Origin of the sequence: Paenibacillus sp. (genome assembly GCF_048976745.1) — a bacterium.
Classification (GTDB): Bacteria; Bacillota; Bacilli; order Paenibacillales; family Paenibacillaceae; genus Paenibacillus.
Genome location: NZ_JBHGUU010000014.1, coordinates 10,886 through 30,443, shown reverse-complemented (window position 1 = coordinate 30,443; position 19,558 = coordinate 10,886). Strand labels below are relative to the sequence as shown.

Annotated in this window: 18 protein-coding genes and 1 riboswitch; of the genes, 6 read left to right on the top strand and 12 right to left on the bottom strand. The window is 44.3% G+C overall.

Translation table 11 applies throughout. The annotated features are described in order from the left end of the window. Positions 1-62: 62 nt before the first annotated feature. The 7 genes from mmuM to ACE3K2_RS21025 all read right to left on the bottom strand — a co-directional run bounded on the left by mmuM (position 63) and on the right by ACE3K2_RS21025 (position 9,069). A complete protein-coding gene (mmuM, locus tag ACE3K2_RS21055) occupies positions 63-1,103 on the bottom strand; it encodes a homocysteine S-methyltransferase (protein WP_421894605.1) in 1,041 nt (346 codons plus the stop codon). Further along, positions 1,081-2,493 (bottom strand): S-methylmethionine permease, encoded by a 1,413-nt coding sequence (mmuP, locus tag ACE3K2_RS21050; protein ID WP_421894602.1) that lies wholly within the window; start codon positions 2,491-2,493, stop codon positions 1,081-1,083. Before mmuP ends, mmuM begins: the two co-directional genes overlap by 23 nt. A gap of 90 nt (positions 2,494-2,583) precedes the next feature. Further along, positions 2,584-2,686: riboswitch (SAM riboswitch) on the bottom strand. 70 nt (positions 2,687-2,756) lie between these two features. Beyond that, the gene (locus tag ACE3K2_RS21045) at positions 2,757-3,959 is read right to left on the bottom strand and encodes a Ger(x)C family spore germination protein (RefSeq protein WP_421894599.1); all 1,203 of its coding nucleotides are present in this window, start codon (positions 3,957-3,959) and stop codon (positions 2,757-2,759) included. Then, entirely contained in the window at positions 3,956-5,059 is a 1,104-nt protein-coding gene (locus tag ACE3K2_RS21040; RefSeq protein WP_421894596.1) for a spore germination protein, read from the bottom strand. The genes ACE3K2_RS21045 and ACE3K2_RS21040 overlap by 4 nt, the downstream gene beginning before the upstream one ends. Positions 5,060-5,091: 32 nt before the next feature. Next, positions 5,092-6,804, bottom strand: a complete 1,713-nt coding sequence (locus ACE3K2_RS21035) for a spore germination protein (protein WP_421894593.1) — start codon at positions 6,802-6,804, stop codon at positions 5,092-5,094. A 147-nt stretch (positions 6,805-6,951) separates the two neighbouring features. Next, a complete protein-coding gene (locus tag ACE3K2_RS21030; protein ID WP_421894590.1) occupies positions 6,952-7,872 on the bottom strand; it encodes a methyl-accepting chemotaxis protein in 921 nt (306 codons plus the stop codon). Between the two features lie 357 nt (positions 7,873-8,229). Then, a complete protein-coding gene (locus ACE3K2_RS21025) occupies positions 8,230-9,069 on the bottom strand; it encodes a helix-turn-helix domain-containing protein (RefSeq protein ID WP_421894587.1) in 840 nt (279 codons plus the stop codon). 182 nt (positions 9,070-9,251) lie between these two features. Here ACE3K2_RS21025 and ACE3K2_RS21020 point away from each other — a divergent pair, with 182 nt between their 5' ends. Next, the gene (locus ACE3K2_RS21020) at positions 9,252-9,686 is read left to right on the top strand and encodes a DMT family transporter (protein WP_421894584.1); all 435 of its coding nucleotides are present in this window, start codon (positions 9,252-9,254) and stop codon (positions 9,684-9,686) included. A 12-nt stretch (positions 9,687-9,698) separates the two neighbouring features. After that, positions 9,699-10,175: a DMT family transporter gene (locus tag ACE3K2_RS21015; RefSeq protein ID WP_421894581.1), complete on the top strand. Its 477-nt coding sequence runs from the start codon at positions 9,699-9,701 to the stop codon at positions 10,173-10,175. 123 nt (positions 10,176-10,298) lie between these two features. Here ACE3K2_RS21015 and ACE3K2_RS21010 read toward each other — a convergent pair whose 3' ends face one another. After that, a complete protein-coding gene (locus ACE3K2_RS21010) occupies positions 10,299-10,742 on the bottom strand; it encodes a VOC family protein (protein ID WP_421894578.1) in 444 nt (147 codons plus the stop codon). 87 nt (positions 10,743-10,829) lie between these two features. On the opposite strand from ACE3K2_RS21010, the gene ACE3K2_RS21005 reads away from it, so the two are divergent. Beyond that, positions 10,830-11,861, top strand: coding sequence for a helix-turn-helix transcriptional regulator (locus ACE3K2_RS21005; RefSeq protein ID WP_421894575.1), 1,032 nt, complete (start codon positions 10,830-10,832; stop codon positions 11,859-11,861). A gap of 27 nt (positions 11,862-11,888) precedes the next feature. Here ACE3K2_RS21005 and ACE3K2_RS21000 read toward each other — a convergent pair whose 3' ends face one another. Then, positions 11,889-13,085, bottom strand: a complete 1,197-nt coding sequence (locus ACE3K2_RS21000) for a CynX/NimT family MFS transporter (RefSeq protein ID WP_421894572.1) — start codon at positions 13,083-13,085, stop codon at positions 11,889-11,891. A gap of 168 nt (positions 13,086-13,253) precedes the next feature. On the opposite strand from ACE3K2_RS21000, the gene ACE3K2_RS20995 reads away from it, so the two are divergent. Beyond that, positions 13,254-14,135: a LysR family transcriptional regulator gene (locus ACE3K2_RS20995; protein WP_421894569.1), complete on the top strand. Its 882-nt coding sequence runs from the start codon at positions 13,254-13,256 to the stop codon at positions 14,133-14,135. A gap of 21 nt (positions 14,136-14,156) precedes the next feature. Continuing rightward, positions 14,157-14,831 (top strand): VOC family protein, encoded by a 675-nt coding sequence (locus ACE3K2_RS20990; RefSeq protein ID WP_421894566.1) that lies wholly within the window; start codon positions 14,157-14,159, stop codon positions 14,829-14,831. A 43-nt stretch (positions 14,832-14,874) separates the two neighbouring features. Here the strand turns inward: ACE3K2_RS20990 and ACE3K2_RS20985 are convergent, their stop codons facing one another. Further along, positions 14,875-15,240, bottom strand: coding sequence for a MerR family transcriptional regulator (locus ACE3K2_RS20985; RefSeq protein WP_421894563.1), 366 nt, complete (start codon positions 15,238-15,240; stop codon positions 14,875-14,877). Between the two features lie 129 nt (positions 15,241-15,369). Here ACE3K2_RS20985 and ACE3K2_RS20980 point away from each other — a divergent pair, with 129 nt between their 5' ends. Then, complete coding sequence (locus ACE3K2_RS20980; protein WP_421894560.1) at positions 15,370-16,020, top strand: nitroreductase family protein; 651 nt, start codon at positions 15,370-15,372, stop codon at positions 16,018-16,020. A gap of 302 nt (positions 16,021-16,322) precedes the next feature. On the opposite strand, the gene ACE3K2_RS20975 is transcribed toward ACE3K2_RS20980, so the two are convergent. Continuing rightward, positions 16,323-16,835, bottom strand: a complete 513-nt coding sequence (locus ACE3K2_RS20975; protein ID WP_421894996.1) for a cysteine hydrolase family protein — start codon at positions 16,833-16,835, stop codon at positions 16,323-16,325. Positions 16,836-17,009: 174 nt separating this feature from the next. Beyond that, on the bottom strand, positions 17,010-18,842 hold the full coding sequence (gene glmS, locus ACE3K2_RS20970) for a glutamine--fructose-6-phosphate transaminase (isomerizing) (RefSeq protein ID WP_421894557.1): 1,833 nt from the start codon (positions 18,840-18,842) through the stop codon (positions 17,010-17,012). Positions 18,843-19,558 lie beyond the last annotated feature (716 nt).

Here is a 19,558-nt window from a genome sequence, read left to right as displayed (position 1 = left end):
ATCATAAAAGAGCCCTTTCACACCTCTATAGGATGTGAAAGGGCTTCTCATAATGATATGATTTAATTTCGCCACTTCTTCGCAAGTTCGCCAATCTGATGTGGCGTAGTACGGCAACAGCCGCCAATGATTTTTGCGCCCGCAGCGACCCACTGTTCCGAAGCATCACTCATACTGCCACATGTTCCCTGTCCACTCCACGTCTTCGTTGCTGCATCGTATACCTCTCCCGAGTTCGGATACACAATAACAGGTTTGTCGCTGGCACGGCTGAGAATACTTACGGCTTCTGTCACCACTTCCATGGGAGCACAGTTCAGGCCAATCGCAGCAATCTGCGGCTCGGAACCAAACGTCTGTGCACATAACTCAAGCGGTGTACCCTCGCTGATGCTTGTCCCGTCTTTTAAAGAAAAAGATAACCAGGCATATGCATGAGGAAACTCCTTCAGCAAATCAACCAGCACCTGTGCTTCCTGCAAGGATGGAATGGTCTCAAAAGCCAGAATATCTGCACCCGCTTCAAGCAATGCGGCCATCCGCGGACGATGGAATGCAGCCAACGTCTCATCTGTCACACCGTAGTGACCGACATACTCCGATCCATCAGCTAGATAAGCGCCGTAGGGCCCAACGGATGCAGCAACCATCGGTCGTGGCCGAGACAAGATCCCTGTCTCCAAGACATCAGATGTATGACTTTCCATGCCGATTACCAGATTGCCCTCCGGTTTGACTGCCGTGTTTTCAAATCCCCCGTCCTGCACTTCTGCCCATACTTCATCTCTTGCCTGTGCAGCCAGCTGCACCGTCTTGCGAATCAGGTTCAACGCTTCTTGCTCTCCAATTCCTCTCTTGCGGAAACCATCCACCGTCGCCTGATAACTGGATGTAATTGCACAGTCGGCTCCTGCGCGAAAATAATCCGCATGGACCTGAACGATAACATCTGGATTTTCGAGCAATACACGAGCCGACCATAGCGGATCATCGAGATCACATCCATGCTGCTCGAGTTCCGTTGCCAACGCTCCATCCAGAATCATGACCGGATGTTCACGAAGGATCTGTTCTATGGGGTTAGTCTGTTGTGCTTGCGTCATGTACTTGACCTCTTTTCTTATTCACACGTTCTGTCAGATAATAAGCAGCATAACATACTGCGATAAACGGAACACCACAATACAGCGCAATTCGCTGTGTCGGGTCAAAAGCAATACCTATGCATGAAGCCAGGCATAATATAAATGAAACAATTGGTACCACCGGATACAGTGGTGTGCGGTAGACCAGATCTTTGACCGCATGTCCTTCCCGGATATATTGTCTGCGGAACATGTATTGGGAGGCACTGATGCTCATCCATACCGCAACGACAGCCAGACCTGAGATGGAAACCAGTGTAATATACACGGTACCTGGCGCAATGATGCTAGACAGCAAAGCCAGTGCACCACCAACCATACTGATCAGAAGTGCATTCAATGGCACCCCCTGTTTGGTCAATTTGGCAAACCATGGGGAGATCGTCTTTTTATCTGCGAGAGACCAGAGCATCCGCGACGAAGCATACAGACCTGAATTCGCAGCAGAGAGGATCGCGGTCAGAATAACAAAGTTCATAATGTCTGCTGCATAGGGTACTCCTACCCGCTCCATTACCGCTACAAACGGACTTTCCAATACACTGGCATCCGACATGGGCAGCAAGGCCGACAAGATAATAATTGTTCCGATGAAGAAAATAACCAAACGCCATAGCGTGGTATGAATAGCTTTGGGAATCGTCTTTTCCGGATTCTCCGTCTCACCAGCGGCAATACCGATTAACTCCGTGCCTGAGAATGCAAAGTTTACAGCAAGCATGGTCATCAAAATCGCTGTAGCCCCATGAGGGAACCACCCGGATGCGGTAATATTCGATAGAAACGGAGCTGGTTCTGAATCCGCCATGGGAATGATGCCAAACATGGCTGCACCACCGATAATAATAAAGATAACAATGGTAACTACTTTCACAGATGAGAACCAGAACTCGGATTCCGCAAATAATTTCACCGTTAAAGCATTGAACAGAAAGATCATCAGTGCAAAAAGGGCACTCCATATCCATACGTTTACCGAGGGGAACCAGCGCTGCATCAACAGACCGGCAGCCGTAAATTCAGAACCAAGTGCAACAGTCCAGGTTAACCAGTACAACCAAGCCACCGTGTAACCTGTTGCCGGTCCGATATATTTGGCTGCATAACTATGAAATGCTCCCGTCTCTGGCATATGAACAGACAGTTCACCGAGACAGAGCATCACCAGATATACAACGACGGCTCCGATCAGGTAGGAAAGAATGGTTCCCAGTGGTCCCGCCTGCTGGATTGTGTAACCCGAGCTCAGAAATAATCCCGTTCCAATGACTCCTCCGAGAGAGAGCATGACCACATGTCGTGCCTGCATTTTCCGTTGAAAATGCCCTTTGTTGTTGTTATTCTCCATACCTGCTGCTCCCTACTTCTTCATCCAGAAAAACAAAAAAGACCCACTCTGCCTAAAGAGTGCGCCGTTACTGACAAATAAAAACAAACGCTCCTATCTATCAGGCTGTTCACCCGCTGGAATTAGCACAGTATCCTTCAGATCTGTTGCTGAGGTTTCTAAGGGCCAGTCCCTCCACCTCTCTGGATAAGAAAATGATTTTTTATAAATATAGCGATTGATCATGAATGTGTCAACATTTAAATAATAAATGGCACACCTCGCTATTCTGTAGATGACCCTAGATTGGTGATGGTGGTCTTTACCTCATACGTGATTGGCACGGTGCTAAAAATTTTATCCCAATCGTCTTTAACTTTTTTCCATGTTTTTGGATGTTTGATACGCAAGCTGTCCCGAAAGTCTGCAACATCTACTTTATAGGTATGCTGAAGTTTGTATAATAACTGACGAATCTGTTGTTCAGCCATATCAGAAAACTCTTTTTCCAACTCTCTGAGGTACGCACCTTTCTCCTCTTCCTCTGGAGCACGCCAATCCTCCATCAGCCATCCTTTGGTTTCAATTTTCACGTCAAATGAAATATCATCACCAACCACTATAGGATTGATCTTCACCTTCTTCTTCTTGAGTTCATATACAACCGTAAATCCCTGCTTGTTGTATGTCTTCAAGATGCCTCCCTTTTCTTCGGGGTTGAGCCACGACAATCCTTCCAGATCCGTTTGACTAAGTTCTCCGATGAATTTTGTTGTTTTTCCATCAAAAATACTGCCTCCAGAGAACTTGTCCTCTCCATTGAAATTTAGCACATTTTGAAGTAGGAAGCTGGATCCCGATTGCATTTGAGCATCCAATTTAGAAAGTAAGACGGGAGCAAGAATCTTGTTAGACAGATACGAATTTTTCGTAATTCCTGTGAGATAAAATGCTGGGATTCGAGACGGGTCCTGAGAAGTCAGTACATCCACTGCACGATGATGACTAATCAGCACCAGACAGTTCGGGCGAATATCGTTATCCCGAAGCACAAAATCCAACAGTTGATCCAGGCCATATTTTTTGGCAATATCCTTGGAAATTACAATGACTTTCAGATGATGTCCGATTAGAGGACGATCTCGCCTTAATGCAAACTGACGAAAGATTTGCAGCAAGGAATCTCCAGTAAGCTGTTCGTTGGAATAGGATGTTTTTCCAGAAGAAGGCGAGCCGGGTTGCTGGCTCTTTTTACTATCAGAAAATCCTGGAGCGATCTGCACTGTTGCTGTCACATTTTCCTGTTTAGCATAATTGCCCCCCTGAGCTGCGATATTCTTCTCAAATTCTGTCACTTGGCCGACATCAATTCCAAGACCGACATAGAGACTTAGATCCTCTATTTCCCGACTGCTCCAACATCCAGATATCAATAACAGAATGCAAAAGGCAGAGGCTGCACGCAAAAGCATACGAAATGGAATCATACATGCTTGCCTCCTTTTTTGCGAATCAGACTTATCAAGAGTAATACTAGGGGTAGAATGCCAAATAAAAACACAGATGCATTACCCAGCATATCTCCAAGCGCAAAAGTATCGTCCACCTTTTTGGGCATCATTGCTGTCAAATAGATGAACGGAAGCAAACCATACATAATGCCCTTGATTTTTTTGGAACGGAACAAATCACGAATACCCACCGACGCGCAGTAATGTGTAATCGCTGTAGTCGAAAAGATTTGCATAATCCAGATGACCAGCAATAAAGATTCGAACCGTTCAAATATCAGACCTTGTATCTCAAAGCTTCTTACCAAATCCAGCGTTGGCCAGGTTCTGGTTTTGATACCATCAAGCGATAAACTGCCGATAACCATCACTACCGTGATCAAGTAAATAATAGTGGATAAAAATATCCCCCAGGTCATCGCTTTATTGCTCTTCTTCGGATTTTTCATATAAGCAGTCATGATTAACATCACCTCGTAACCTGTGTATGACAGTAGCGAAGGCTTCAGTCCTTTGAAAACAGGCATAAGCCCTTCCCCCAGTACTGGTCTTAGATTCCCAATCTCGAATAGCTGATTACTAAGCAATATTTCAATGATAAAAATAATGATTGTAATCGGTAGAATAATCTCGAATACCCTTACAATGACACTAAGTCCACCGGAGATCATATATACACCAATCCACATGAAGACCATCATAATCGCCCAAGTCGGAGTACGCTCAAGCAGAAACATTCCTGTTACATCAGCCATAACCCTAATTTCAAATGCGGCAATCACCATAAAGTACATAATCATGGCAAATCCCAATATGTAAGCAATCCAGCTCCCCGTGATCTCACGGGTGAACTGGAACACGGTTTTCCCTGGAAATCTTCGACACAGGGTAACCAGAATAATTCCGACACCTACAATAATCATTCCAGAGAGAATAATCGAAATCCAAACGTCCGGGGTTCCAACAGCTTTGCTTGTAGTTCGAGGGAGCGTTAAGATCCCGGCACCAAGCATATAGTTGACAATGATTACAGTGGCTTGCCTTGTGCTGATTTTTTCCTGAATGCCATTATTCAATTCATTTCACCTCCAGACCTTGGATCCTATATTTACTTTTTCCTGTCCTGATCTACTGGATTTGTCAGCTTAGGACGCATTCGCATCATATTCAGCGGAGCACGAATAATAAAATCCTTCCATTCTCCGAACCGGTAAGGAACCGCTGGTGCGACATAAGGTACGCCAAAGCTTGAGAGTCGTGCCAAATGCGTACACACAAGCAGAAAGAACATAACCACGCCAAACAATCCGAGTACGGCTGCGCTGAACATAGCGGCAAATCGCAGAATTCTTAGCGTTAATCCCGCACTATAGACCGGAATCGTAAAGGAAGAGATGGCTGTTACCGCAACAACAATGACCAGAAATTGGCTTATTATTCCCGCCTGTACCGCTGCTTGGCCAATAATCAGACCTCCCACGATTCCCATCGCTGGCGCAATTGGTTTGGGAAGGCGTATCCCGGCTTCCCTCAGAATTTCAATTGATAGCTCCATGATGAGCACCTCAATAATTGAAGGGAATGGAACTCCAGTACGCGTTTCAATAATCGTCAATACCAGCTTGGTAGGAATAAGACCCGGATGGAACGAGATAAACGAGATATAGAGCGCAGGAGCAAGCAAAGCCAGCATCGCGGCCATAAAACGCAGCACTCGCAAAAATGTTCCGGGAATCCAGCGTTCATAATAGTCCTCGGGAGACTGAAGCAACATGCTAAAGGTCACCGGTACAATTAATACAAATGGCGTTCCATCCAACAAAATGGCCACTCGCCCTTCCAGAAGTGCCCCCATCACCCGGTCAGGCCTTTCCGTATTCAGTACCTGTTGAAAAGGACTCAGGGTACTGTCTTCGATGAGTTGTTCCACATAACCTGATTCCAACATCGAATCCATATCCATCTCTTCAATTCGCTTGCATACTTCAGCCACGAGATTCGGATCGGCAATATCCTGAATATAAGCTATCGCCAAATCTTTTTTAATCCGTGAACCCACTTCATACTTCTTAATAAACAGGCTCTGATCACTTCCATAACGTCGTAAAATACCTGTATTATCACTTAACTGTTCTGTAAAACCGATCCGTGGACCACGGAGCAACCCCTCTGACACCGGTTCATTTACACCACGTGTTTTGATCTTATGAGCTCCAATTAACAGAACCCCCGGCAATCCATCGACCAATAGTGCATTCTTGCCAAAAAGAACGCCAACTGAGACCTTTTGGAGGGACTGGGTCTCCTCAATCAGACTGACAGGTAGTAATTGATCTTGCAGGTAGGCCGACAGTAAATGTGCATTATCCGGATGGAGGAAACCCTCCCGCTTAAGCTCTGGAACGCCCTCCAACATTAACGGTGTAATCAGATGATCATCGATTAAATCTTGATCTACCAGGCCTTCGGTATATATAACGGCTGCCCGTGTATTCGTACCCCTAATAGTAAACTCCCGAATATGCACGTCAGCATTTTGACCAAAACTTTCTCTTACACTGGTCAGATCCGTATTGTACTTGCCGGTTATTTTAATATTGGCATAGTGGCCCGTTTCGTTCCCCTCGCCCTTCCCTTGAGCTGCTGGCGAGATATCCTTCGAGGATATGGACGATTGCTTCGAACGAGAGAAGCTTCCACGCTTAATGGCAGCATTGATCCAGCGCATGCTTAAGGTAATACCAATTGGAACGATGAAGACCAAGAATGCCTGAATCCATATGGACCAATCAGGCACGTAGGATACAATTGTTGACCACATGTTCCCACCCCAACATTTCTCTGCATGTGAAGCTGCAGGTATTCCCAAGTATTGTGTCCCCGTTTGATCACAAAAATTCCCGTTTTTTTGTATACTGAACGACAAAAAAACGGTTCCTGTGTAAGGAACCGCTATCACTATATATTCTTATACGATTCTGGTTACATGCTCCGCCTTGGCATCCAGCAAGTGAGCCGATGCAGCAATTGCCATAAAGTCATTCAAAGCGATCTCAATCTGCTTCTGGCTCCGCTCGACGTACTCCTCTACTTTTTTGGTGCCACCTGTAATATTACCAATTTCCTTGGTTATCCCAGTCACGCTATCACGAATCTCATTGATCGAACTCTCCACCATTGCGGATAGTTTCTTGACTTCCTTCGCCACAATATCGAATCCTCGTCCGTATTCCCCTGCATGGGCAGCTTCAATGGCAGCATTTAGTGCAAGCAACTGTGTCTGTGATGAAATCTCGCGTATGGTTCGTACCACGCCCTGAATCGATCCCGCTTGTTCCTGCAAATGAGTCAATGTTGCACGATTAGTAGCCGACACCTCTGAGATATAGGAGATACTGGACATTAATTCCTGGCTCCGTTCAATACCTACATCTGCCTGCCCATTCAGCTCATGTGACATCGTTTTGAGCTCATTCACTACGACCGAAATATTATTCTGACGATTGGTGATGTTGGTGGCAATTTTGGAGACACCCAGTATCTTCTGATTCATCTCATCGTACACCGGCATATACGTCGCCTCAAGCCATACGGAATTTCCCTGTGCATCCTTGCGTTCAACCTTGTCCTGGAAGCTCACACCATTTAATATACTATTCCAAAAAGCATCATATGCCGGGGTATTCGCAAAATTGCCAAAGCATAGTTGCTCATGCTTCATGCCATACATCTCATCGACCGTATATCCCATGGTCTGGGCAAAAACTTCATTCACATAAGTTACCCGTCGATTCAGATCGAATCGAATAATAGCCAGACTTTTCTCCATCGCCTTGATGACCAGTGCATCGGTGACAACATCTTTCTTTTCCATAGCTAATATAGGCACTTGATAACCCCCACAGTTCATTCCATAATAGACAGCCTTTTAACTAGCAAAACAACAATAAAAACAACATATGTACCCATTAGCTTCTAATGACTCTACTATTGATACCCAATTTGCAGCCTTTTGGATCACCTGTTGTCATTTTTTTTAAAAAATAGAATCTGCTTCACCTCATACGCTGGTAAATGGCTTATCTCATCCGTAAAATGTCTCTGTCTCTGTATCTACATTTAACGTATCGTAACACATAGCAATGCAGCCTACACTTCTGTATTTCTAACATTTTTATGTTATTTTGTATCCACTATAACCATCACCCCTTCCCATCGCGTGCCATCAAGGAAGACATGCCCAGATTCAAGTTTCCAGTAAATCAACACGTTCCACCCTTTCATTCTTCTTATATTGGGTAGGCGACTCGCCCATCGTCTTTGTGAACAAAATTGTGAAATAATTTGCATTCTGGTAGCCCAATATATGTGCAATTTCACTTACCTTCATGTCCGTTGTGGTTAGCAGCCGCTTCGCTTCTCCCATTCTTCGATAGACGATATATCGAATCGGGGAATCATTATATTTGTCCTTGAACACATGAGATAAGTAATAAGGGTTCATATGAAAGTACGCAGCGATATCCTGAAGCTTCAGGTGCTGAAGGTAGTTGTCATCGAGAAAATCCTTGATCCGTACGGCGAGATGGTCCGAATCTTGTTTTTGTGAGGCATTTGGTTGAGCTAACCGCTGAACGATGGCAAGCAGCACACCAAGCAATCCCTCACAGATCTTCTCATAACTCCCCTTTTGATTGGAGGACTCCTCATACATGAACTCGAACAGATTGCCAATCCTGCTAGCATATTCTTCCGTTTCGATATACGGAGAAGCGTTTTCAGGAATGATGAGCTCCGTTTGCGTTCCATCCGAATAGATATTCGCTATTCCACAATAATAAAGACTGAGTGGACATTCGGGAGAGGTACATTGTTCATGAATTACACCTTGGTTGTAGATTAACAGATCGCCTTTTTTGACTGTATATGGATGTTCATTAATCTTAATAACACCTTCTCCATCAGACACATACACCATTTCGCTGATATCCTCATGCATGTGGCTTGGAAAATTCCAATTGGGATTGCCGTTCACTTTTCCTATATATAACAATCTGGAGGATTCTCGTTTGCTTGTCTCGGTCATTCCAGTCTCCTCCTGCATTCGTGTATTGTTTTCTAGATGTATTAATATACCCTTTTGCCACAGCAAGATCTATAATCTTTCAGAAAAATAAAGCAAGATCTTTCATTGTTTTCCCCTCCCCATTTTCTTATGATGAGTCATGCACCTTTACATTCAACCCATTTTAAGGAGTCGAGAATAGATTGAAAAAGCTGATTTTTTACATGATCGCTATTGCAACAGGTGCTCTTCTAAGCTTTGAAGGGGCACTGTACGGCAAACTTGGAGAACAAGTCGGCACACTGGAAGCTGATTTCTACAACTTCTTCATGGGGGCAATTATTTCGCTGATTCTGCTGATTTTCTTCGGTAGAGGAAACCTCGCTGCCATCACCAAATTTCCTAAGTGGAACCTGCTCGGGGGTTTGCTTGGGGTCACCTACCTGCTTACATTAGTCATTGGTGTTCCCATTGTGGGTGTAGGAATCTCCATGATTGCCATTGTTGTTGGGCAGATGGTGACCAGTATTCTGATTGATCATTACGGATGGCTTGGGAGCAATCGCAAAGCGGTAGGAAGCAAACGAATTGCCGCCTTGGTACTTATGCTGGGCGCGCTGGCTCTTACTTTATTCTAGAGGAGGATTACGATGGGTATAGGTTTATTGATTGTTCTTGTCACCTTAGTTGGTGGAGCTGTACTTAGTGCGCAGTCCTCGATCAATGGTACGATTAGCCGAAATATTGGGCTGTTGGAAACCGTTTTTTTTACGTTTGCGTCAGGTACACTCATTCTGGCTGTACTCATTAATTTTTTTGGCAGTGGACATCTACTCGACTTGCTTCATGCGCCCAAATTACAGCTTTCTGCGGTTTTCCTTGGTTTCGGATATTTATTCCTGTCCACATTGGCCGTTAATAAGCTGGGCGTAACACCTGCCAACCTTACGGCGATCGTAGGTCAGATTGTTGCCGGTTTTATCATCGATGCCATGGGGCTTTTTGGTGGTGAATTCATTGCATTCTCTTGGCAGCGAGCTGTCTCACTCATCCTGATGTTGGCTGCATTAGCTCTGATTTTCAGTGAAAAAAATGACCAAGCTCAAGCGGTAACGCTTAGCAAATAATTGATTGATAGTGAGAAACCGAAGAAAGAAGAGCACATGATATCCATGGCTCTTCTTTGTTGATGTTTTGAAGTTAGTTGTAGGCTTACTTGCCGAGTGAGTACCCGGGGGCATGGACTCATTTTAAAAATCGTGCACAGTCACACATAGCTGTATCGCAATGCCAAACGGGTCCCGCACAATGCCATAACCTGGACTAAATTCATTTTGTTCATACGGAACCAGTACCTTCACGCCCTCATGTTGCACCAAAGAATGATACAGTTGATCGATTGCTTGTTTATCCTTGGATTGAATACATAGTGACGTGCTGTTCCCCAGCTGCCATGCTCTCTCGGTGTCCATTGCTTCTTCCGCAATCATCACTTTGTTAACCCCAATCTCAAGTACCGAATGTGTAATATACTCATCTTGACCAGCAGGGTACTCGAAGCCCGGGTTCATCTCCTTCATCTCTTTATAACTTTTCTTGAATATGACTTTAGCGCCCAGAAACTCCTCATAAAAAGCAATGGCTGCCGCCGCATCCCCGTTCATTGACAAAAATGGTATCACTTCAACATTCATTAGTTTGCCTCCTTGTTCCTATTGGATTACACTTATCACTATAACAATGAAAGGTGTCAATCTATGGCACCATTAAGAGGATTCGATATGAAAAAATCAGAACGCATGAACCAGATGCTGCGCTTTATTAATCAAAAACAACAGTTTACCCTGCAAGATCTTATGCAGGAGTTCCAGATCTCCAAACGAACCGCGATAAGAGATATCGCTTCATTGGAAGCGTTGGGTGCGCCCATCTATGTCGAATATGGACGCTACGGCGGATATCGACTGCTGCAACAGATGCAGCTGCCACCCATTTCGTTTAATACGGGTGAACTTCATGCCCTTTATTTTGCGATGCAGGCCCTCCGAAGCTTCTCCAGCTTACCCTTTCAGGTCTCTTTCCGGACCATTCATGAGAAATTTATGAGCGCGTTATCCGACAAGCAACGACAGGATATTGAGAACATCCAACACCGTGTTTCCTTCCGACATACGGAGCAGATCCGGGATAGTGAACATTTGGAGTTTCTGTTGGTGGCTGCTGTGCAGAGTATAGTGATCCAGATTACGTACGCTAATCAACGTAGATCGCCTGATCACAGGCCATCTCCTGCAAATCTTCCTGATTCTGAGCAACCAGATTCATCATCTCGTACATCCAGCACCAGCGTCCGTACCATTCAACCCATTGCACTTTATGCAAGGAAGGGCTACTGGTATTGCCAGGCTTATGATCTGCATAAGCAGGCATATCGTGTGTTCCGCTGCGACCGGATCATTTCAACCGAAGTGTCCGACATTGAACCTTTGCCTCATGTTATTGACCTTCATGCACAGGATACCCATTCGTTATGGCAACCATCACCAGATGCTATTCCATTTCAATGTCGAATTGATGAAGCCGGAGTTGAACTTTTCCAGCAAGAACATTTTCCATCCATGCAGATCATACACGTCAAAGAGTCGGGCAGTGCATCGGCACAAAGGTTTCTTGCAGGTTCGTATGAACCTCATGAACTTGATTTCATCACTCGGTACCTTGCAGGATTCGGTAAATCCATTAAGATCTTGGAACCCGACACATTAAAGGAAGCCTTGCGGCAGTACTATATGGACTTGTTGGATCAGGTATAACGATCATATTTCTATAATCATTTTACTTTACATGCCTTTTAGCTCCTGCGCTGGGTCAACAACTTTTGAGCTTTTCTTGTTACCAATAGCTATTTGAACGATAATCTGCAGCACAATAATAATAGCCAAACCATAGAATGCTTGCACAAAGCTGCCTGTCAGATCATGAAGCCAACCGATCGCAAGCGGGCCAAGTGCTCCCAGAATATAACCGCCAGATTGCGTCATAGCGGACCAGCTGCTGGCTTCCTGTGCATTGTTTGTCTCATCTATCGGCAGCATCAGTGCGATCGGGAATAGCCCACCTGCACCAATGCCAAGCGGAATCGCCGCGAGCCACGGGCTAACAGAGAGATTCAGCATCAGGACACCTATCAACTCCAACATCGCACATCCAACAAGCCAGAATACTCGTCTTTGATACCGGTGTACAAGCATCGGAATGAATAACGTTGAGGGCAGTGATATCAATGTAAATAACGTTTGGATGTTGCCAGCAGTCTCTTGGCTATATCCCTGGCTTTGAACGGCTGATGCAAGCCAAGCGGTTAATGAATAGAAGATCGCTGCCATCAGTCCAAAGAACAATGTCAGCACCCATGCACGCCTGTTCTTCACCGGAAGTGGTGCATGAATGACAGATGAAGTTTGTCCGGATTGCCGCTTTATACGCGCAGACCAGGCTAATTTCAACCAGATTGGCAATGCAATGAATGCGAGCAATGCCCATATGGCTAAAGACCTTCTCCAAGATCCACCCAGCGTATGCTGAAGCGGAACCGATAATCCCACACTAATGCTGGCCCCCATCACCATCGCTGTAGAGTAGATGCCTACCATGGCTGCCACTCGGTTAGGGAAATACTGCTTAATAAAGCTGGACAGCAGCGGGCCTGCCAATGCAATCCCTACACCCGACAGAAAAGAAGTAAACATCATTAGAGGGGATGCGCCCACGAACAATCGTAATCCTGTACCTATCCCAATAAGGATTAAAGCCAGTGCAATGGCCCCTTCGTTTCCCCACCTTCTACTTAGTCTTACGGAGAACGGAGCGAATATGCCCATACATAATACCGGTAGTGTTGTTAAGAGACTGGCCGTCATGCCACTCAAACCCAGATCATTCTGTATGGTGCTCATGAGAGGAGAAATGGAGGTAATCGGTGGTCTTAAGTTCAGTGAAGCCAGAATCAGCGCCAATATAATATAAAAAAGTTTCATTATGGATCACCTCGTGATAGTAGTATCCTTGCCTTCACCATAGTTCCTATTGGTTAATGACAGTATCTTTAGGTGGTGCAAGATTAAGTATAGGATGATCATAATAATTGAACAATACTATTATTTCTATTAAAATGATTACTAAAACCAATGATTAGAGGTGAATTCATGGAGATTCGTCAGATGGAAAACTTTATTATGGTGTGCGAGGAGCTTCATTTTACCCGGGCAGCTGAGAAACTTGGCATATCTCAACCGACGTTGAGTCAACAAATACGTGGATTAGAGGATGAACTTGGTGTCCCTTTGTTTGACCGTGTCGGCAAAAAGATTGTGATGACCCAGGCAGGGACTCTGTTTCTGGAGCACTGTGTACAGATGATCCGGCATCTTCAGAATACCCAAGATGCGCTAGCAGAATTCCGCAATGATCAGCGGGGACGATTGGTTATCGGTGTTCTTCCATCCGATTTGGATTACCGTATCACACCATTGCTCGTTGATTTTCATGCTCGCTTCCCCAAAGTGCAATTGAAGGTGATCTCTTCGATCTATGTCGTGAATCAGGTGTTGGAGAATGAAGTCGATATCGGCATTGAGATCACATCTGCCCCAGATGATCGGCTTGTTCGCATTCCTTTATGCAGTGAAGAATACGTACTTGTCGTTTCCGAAAATCATGTTTGGGCTGAACGAAACACGATTGAAATTCAGGAGTTACGTGATATTCAAACGGTGATGTTCCCCGAAGGATTCACGGGTAGAGAATTGGTTGACGGTTATTGCCGTAAATATGGATTCAGCCTAAACACCATCATGGAGACCAGTTCGGCAACCTCCATCATTAGCCTGGTCAAAGCCAACGTCGGAGGAACATTGCTGCCTTATCCTCTGATCCAAGCCATGAATGAGCCCACGCTACGTTGCATTCGGATAACAGATGATCCGCCATACCGACACTTTGAGATCATCCATCGCTCCGACCGTTATCTGACACAATCAGCCAAGGCATTTATTGAGAAAACGATCGAGTATTTTAATCAAGGATGAGTTTAGAAGGAGGATTTTGAAATGAAAATAAGAGAAGTTGGTTTGTTGACACATCAGATCGAGGCCATAAAAGAGTTTTACGGTACACTACTCGAATTGGAGCTTGTGGAGGATGGTACAACATTTGTTTCATTCCGTGCAGGAAGCTCGGTCATTTCTTTCAAAAAGGCTACAGAACAAGAGAAGCCATACTATCATGTAGCGTTTACGATTCCAACGAATAAACTTGCTGACGCGAAAAGGTGGGCCCAAGACCGTAACATTCCGTTACTTTCCAAAGATCGAGAGGATGAATTCTATTTCTCTTACTGGGATGCAACGGCCATCTATTTCTATGATCCAAGTGGCAACTTGATGGAATTCATCGCTCACCACTCACTCGAAAATACAGTCGATGAAGCTTTTGAAACGAACCATCTGTTATGTATTAGTGAAATCGGCATGCCCGTGGATGATGTTCCTCAGACAATGAACACACTGAATGGGCATTATCAACTTGAACCCTTTGCTGGAGACGGAAAGAAATTCTCCCCCACGGGTGATGCAGAAGGCATGTTTATTGTCATTGATAAACAGATGCCCTGGTTCCCGGACGGGCGCATGCCCGGTGTATTTGCTACTGAGGTTAAGGTGGAAACTGGGCTACCCGGTAATCTACGTTTACAGGATGGTCTGTACTCTATTGTTTCGATTTGACGTACAAACCTGCTGACTGAAAAGCTCAAGAGGAACGTCCGGCTCAATACTTACCAAAACCATCCTCACACGTGATATCCGCTTTAAGAATTTCGAACAAATTTTGTTTGGAATTTTCTAATTGTTTTTGTGCTTCTTCAATTTCTGATATTTTGGCTTGGATAATACTTGCTTGATCTGTACTTGAAAACCCATTTTTAGAGATCATCAACTGTATCTCATGAATCGTAAACCCCACAGCTAAACATTGTTTCACAACTTCCAGATGCTGAATTATGCTCTGCGCATAGATGCGATAGTTATTATGATCTCTCAGCACATGTTCATCTGTGATAATACCTATTTTCTCATAGTACCGAATCGTGGATATCGGAAGGTTTACACTGTTCGCTACTTCACTAATTTTCATATGGATCTCTCCTTTTCTTCTTCTTGCTATAAAGTATACTTCATAGTTTACACTCCTCATAGTGAGACGGATGGAGATATAACCCATACCCCAATCTCACCAAAATTAGATATGAGGAGAGATTTCAATATGAATACAATTACTGGCCAATTCAACAAAACAAATGATTTTGATACCATCGTTTTGGAGCGCCATTCCGTTAAAGTTTATGACCCTGAAGTGAAAATCAGTCGTGAGGAGATGACCGAAATATTAGCGAAAGCTTCACGTGCTCCTTCGGCCATTAACATGCAACCGTGGCGTTTTCTTGTCATTGACAGTGCTGAAGGCAAAGAGAAACTTGCACCACTGGCCTCTTTTAACCAGACCCAGGCACTAACGTCTTCCGCTGTCATTGCCATATTTTACGATGCTAACAACGTTGATTACATGGAAGAGATCTTCAGCAAATCGGTGGAACTTGGATACATGCCCCAAGACATTATGGATATGCAGATGCAACAGGTAAAACCTTATTATGCAAACATAAGTGCATCGGAACTCCGTGATATGAACCTCATTGATTCAGGCCTCATATCCATGCAACTCATGCTCGTTGCCCGTGCACATGGCTATGATACGAACCCTATGGCCGGTTATGACAAAGCCCAGATTGCTGAGGCCTTCGGCCTGGATAAAGAACGATTCCAGCCCGTGATGTTGATCTCCATAGGTAAAGCAGCCAAAGATGGTTATCCTTCCTATCGTCTCCCCGTTGAAACAACTACGACTTGGGCGTAACCAATGGTTTTACTCTTTTCATATTACACGGAGAGACAACAGATGATCTATTTGTATAGTTTTGAACGTGTATTTCAAGCTTGGCAATCAGTAAATGCTTCTTATCTAGACTACTGTTAACATAGAAAACGCGTACTTTGTATTTAAATAAAAAAGAGGTCCTATGACAATGTTTTATGTCATTAGGACCCTTTCTGTACTGTATGGTTTTAATTTCATATATCAAAATACAGATGTTTCGTTTCAAATGAGAATTCTCATGTAGTGAGTTATCATGTAGTGAGTTTGTACGATCCGTTTCTCTACGATTCACCATTTATCCATTTCAAGAATCTGTCGTTCCATATATTTTCATAAAAAGAAATCGTTTCTTTTCCAGACATCCATAGATTATCTAAAGTGGACGTTCCATTCTGGATCATATAGTTTTCGTATCCCAATCCATGCGCATATTTTATTGTAGCATCCATACAGTACTCTGTTTGGGCGCCGCAAAACTCGATACGATGTACAGCTAATTCGTCCAAGAGACTTTTCAGATTTGTTTCGTAAAACGAATTCGCATGTGTTTTCCGCACTAAAAAATCTTGCTCTTGAACATCAAGATCGGCATGTATAGCCCATGGTTCTTCTCCAGGCACTAATGCTTCATCACAGTGTTGAACAAAAATGATTGGTTTTTGTAATTCTCTGTACATAGCTATTCTTCTATTCACTCTATGGAGTAGATTATTCAAATCATACAAATGATTCCCATCATAACATACACCATTTTGTAGATCGACCACGATCAATACATCTGTACAAGTCTCCATCATTTTCACCTCTCTTGATTTGCGATATGGTCATTCAACTTAGATCCATTAATGATGAAAAATTCCTATGATCAGTATACCGGATAACAAAAAAAGATGATATGACCAGGTCATATCATCTTTTTGAATAACTTTTACTTGTTATAAGATTATTAAATCCAGACTCTTATCACCTTACTCAACCGTTACACTCTTCGCCAGGTTACGTGGTTTATCCACATCGTGACCCAGTGCCAGAGAAGCGTAGTATGCCAACAATTGCAGAACAACTACAGACAGAGCCGGGCTAAGCAGTGGCAGCGTCTTAGGAATCGCAAACGCTTGGTCTACGGATTTCAGCAATGGTGCTACGTGCTCTTCGTACGTAATTGCCAGTACATCCGCGCCACGTGCTTTCACTTCTTTGATATTGCTCACTGTTTTCTCGAGTACGTTCTCCTGCGTTGCCAAGGCAATAACAGGGATACCGTCTTCGATCAAGGCAAGCGTACCGTGTTTCAACTCACCCGCAGCATATGCCTCGGAGTGAATGTAAGAGATCTCTTTCAGTTTCAACGATCCTTCTTGAGCTACTGCATAGTCAAGACCACGGCCAATGAAGAAGAGATGTTCATGTTTGGAGATTTGCTCTGCATATCCTTTGATTGCTTCTGCTTGCTCCAACATGGATTCCACTTGCTCAGGCAATGCTTGCATCGCTGCCAGCGTGTGCGCAATCTCTTCAGCAGACTGTGTACCACGAACTTGTGCAAGGTACAGACCGAGCAAATTGAACGCGATCAACTGTGAAGTATACGCTTTGGTAGAAGCTACTGCAATTTCAGGGCCTGCCAATGTTGCGATAACATCATCTGCATCACGTGCAATGGAGCTGCCCACTACGTTTGTGATTGCCAGTACATGTGCACCATTGGATTGTGCTTCACGCAATGCAGCAAGCGTATCGGCAGTTTCACCGGATTGGCTCACTACGATCACGAGTGTATCTTTGTGCACGATTGGAGAACGGTAACGGTACTCGGAAGCCACATCTGTTTCAACCGGAATACGCACCAATTGTTCAATCACTGTACGTCCAACCAGACCTGCATGGTACGCTGTACCACATGCAATGATTTGAACGTTACGGATATTTTTAATTTGTTCTTCAGTCATTTTCAATTCAGGAAGTTGAACCTTTTTGCCTTCATTATCGATGCGACCAAGCATTGTATCACGATATGCTTTTGGTTGCTCATGAATTTCTTTCAGCATGAAGTGCTCGAATCCGCCTTTTTCTGCGGTTACAGCATCCCAATCGACACGAATCATTTCCCGAGAAATAAAGTTGCCTTCAATCGTCATCAATTCGACAGCATCATGTGTCAATACAGCCATTTCGCCATCATTCAGAATGTACACGTTACGTGTATGTTCCAGAATTGCCGGGATATCGGAACCAATGAAGTTCTCGCCTTCACCAATACCAATAATCAATGGGCTTGCTTGACGCACAGCTACGAGTTTCTCAGGCTCATGCTCTGTCAATACACCCAGTGCGAATGCACCACGCAACAACGTGATTACTTTTTGCACTGTTTTAACGATATCACCATTATATTCACGTGCGATCAGGTGAGAGATAACCTCAGTATCTGTTTCGGAAGTGAACGTGTGACCTTGAGCCATCAATTCGTCCTTCAGATCCAGGTAGTTCTCAATAATACCGTTATGCACAACAGAGAACTTCTGGCTTCCATCCGTGTGTGGATGGGAGTTCTCATCTGATGGTTTACCATGAGTTGCCCAACGTGTGTGTCCAATTCCGGCATTACCTACCAGTGGTGCACCATCCAGCTTGGCTTCAAGGTTCGCAAGACGACCCAGAGCTTTCGTGATTTGCAGACCTTCCGGTGTGAATACCGCGATACCTGCAGAATCATAACCACGATACTCAAGTTTCTTCAATCCTTCGACCAATACCGATTGAGTGTTCTTATTACCAATATATCCAACAATACCGCACATAGTTTATTTCCTCCGTTTGTATATGAATACTGTGTCACGAAGGGAAACAGGCAGAGGCGGCATATCGAAAAAATGAGTGATTGCCTAGCGTTTCATGAATACTTGTTACTTATTCAATTATCAATGATCAGAGCGACCTCGTGTCGCCCCGCAGTCATCATAAGCTGTTATGAATGCAATCATGAATGTACATCATTTTCCCGTCCGCGTACTGTTTACGCCCTTCGCGCACATTCATTTGAATTTTAGTTTAACTCTTGCACCTGCACCGGCGCGTTGTGTGGACAGTCACCTATCCATTTTCCGCAATCCGGTTTACGGCTCTGGTGCTTCACCGGGAGGTCCCCGCCGAACAATCCGAACACCTCCACCTCGTCAGCTTGATTGCCGTTGATGTTAATCAGCTTTCCTTCAATCTTGAAGAAATCCTGTGTTCAACATCTTCCCGCGCAACTCCAAGCTCTGGCGCTTGTGTAACTGTAACCTTACGTTCCTCACTTTCTGTGTCTGAATGACGACTCCACTCATTATATGCACGTCAGGTCCATTTTGCAATGGAGCAAAGTACCTGTGACAATTTCAGCATATTTACCCACAATCCCGACTGGAATATCAGACCTTAGGCCTTGCCAATCGGGACGCGGGTTTTCTGTTCTAGCTTCAAGCATATACCCTTTATTATAACATTCTATGATGGCAATCCCACAGTGGGAATG

Coding starts and splice junctions, on each gene's coding strand:
- ACE3K2_RS20985 (WP_421894563.1), bottom strand. CDS start 15,240: ATGAAAATTAGTGAAGTAGCGAACAGTGTAAACCTTCCGATATCCACG.
- mmuM (WP_421894605.1), bottom strand. CDS start 1,103: ATGACGCAAGCACAACAGACTAACCCCATAGAACAGATCCTTCGTGAA.
- ACE3K2_RS21010 (WP_421894578.1), bottom strand. CDS start 10,742: ATGAATGTTGAAGTGATACCATTTTTGTCAATGAACGGGGATGCGGCG.
- ACE3K2_RS21045 (WP_421894599.1), bottom strand. CDS start 3,959: ATGATTCCATTTCGTATGCTTTTGCGTGCAGCCTCTGCCTTTTGCATT.
- ACE3K2_RS21025 (WP_421894587.1), bottom strand. CDS start 9,069: ATGACCGAGACAAGCAAACGAGAATCCTCCAGATTGTTATATATAGGA.
- glmS (WP_421894557.1), bottom strand. CDS start 18,842: ATGTGCGGTATTGTTGGATATATTGGTAATAAGAACACTCAATCGGTA.
- ACE3K2_RS21000 (WP_421894572.1), bottom strand. CDS start 13,085: ATGAAACTTTTTTATATTATATTGGCGCTGATTCTGGCTTCACTGAAC.
- ACE3K2_RS20995 (WP_421894569.1), top strand. CDS start 13,254: ATGGAGATTCGTCAGATGGAAAACTTTATTATGGTGTGCGAGGAGCTT.
- ACE3K2_RS20980 (WP_421894560.1), top strand. CDS start 15,370: ATGAATACAATTACTGGCCAATTCAACAAAACAAATGATTTTGATACC.
- ACE3K2_RS21015 (WP_421894581.1), top strand. CDS start 9,699: ATGGGTATAGGTTTATTGATTGTTCTTGTCACCTTAGTTGGTGGAGCT.
- mmuP (WP_421894602.1), bottom strand. CDS start 2,493: ATGGAGAATAACAACAACAAAGGGCATTTTCAACGGAAAATGCAGGCA.
- ACE3K2_RS20990 (WP_421894566.1), top strand. CDS start 14,157: ATGAAAATAAGAGAAGTTGGTTTGTTGACACATCAGATCGAGGCCATA.
- ACE3K2_RS21005 (WP_421894575.1), top strand. CDS start 10,830: ATGAAAAAATCAGAACGCATGAACCAGATGCTGCGCTTTATTAATCAA.
- ACE3K2_RS21035 (WP_421894593.1), bottom strand. CDS start 6,804: ATGTGGTCAACAATTGTATCCTACGTGCCTGATTGGTCCATATGGATT.
- ACE3K2_RS20975 (WP_421894996.1), bottom strand. CDS start 16,835: ATGGAGACTTGTACAGATGTATTGATCGTGGTCGATCTACAAAATGGT.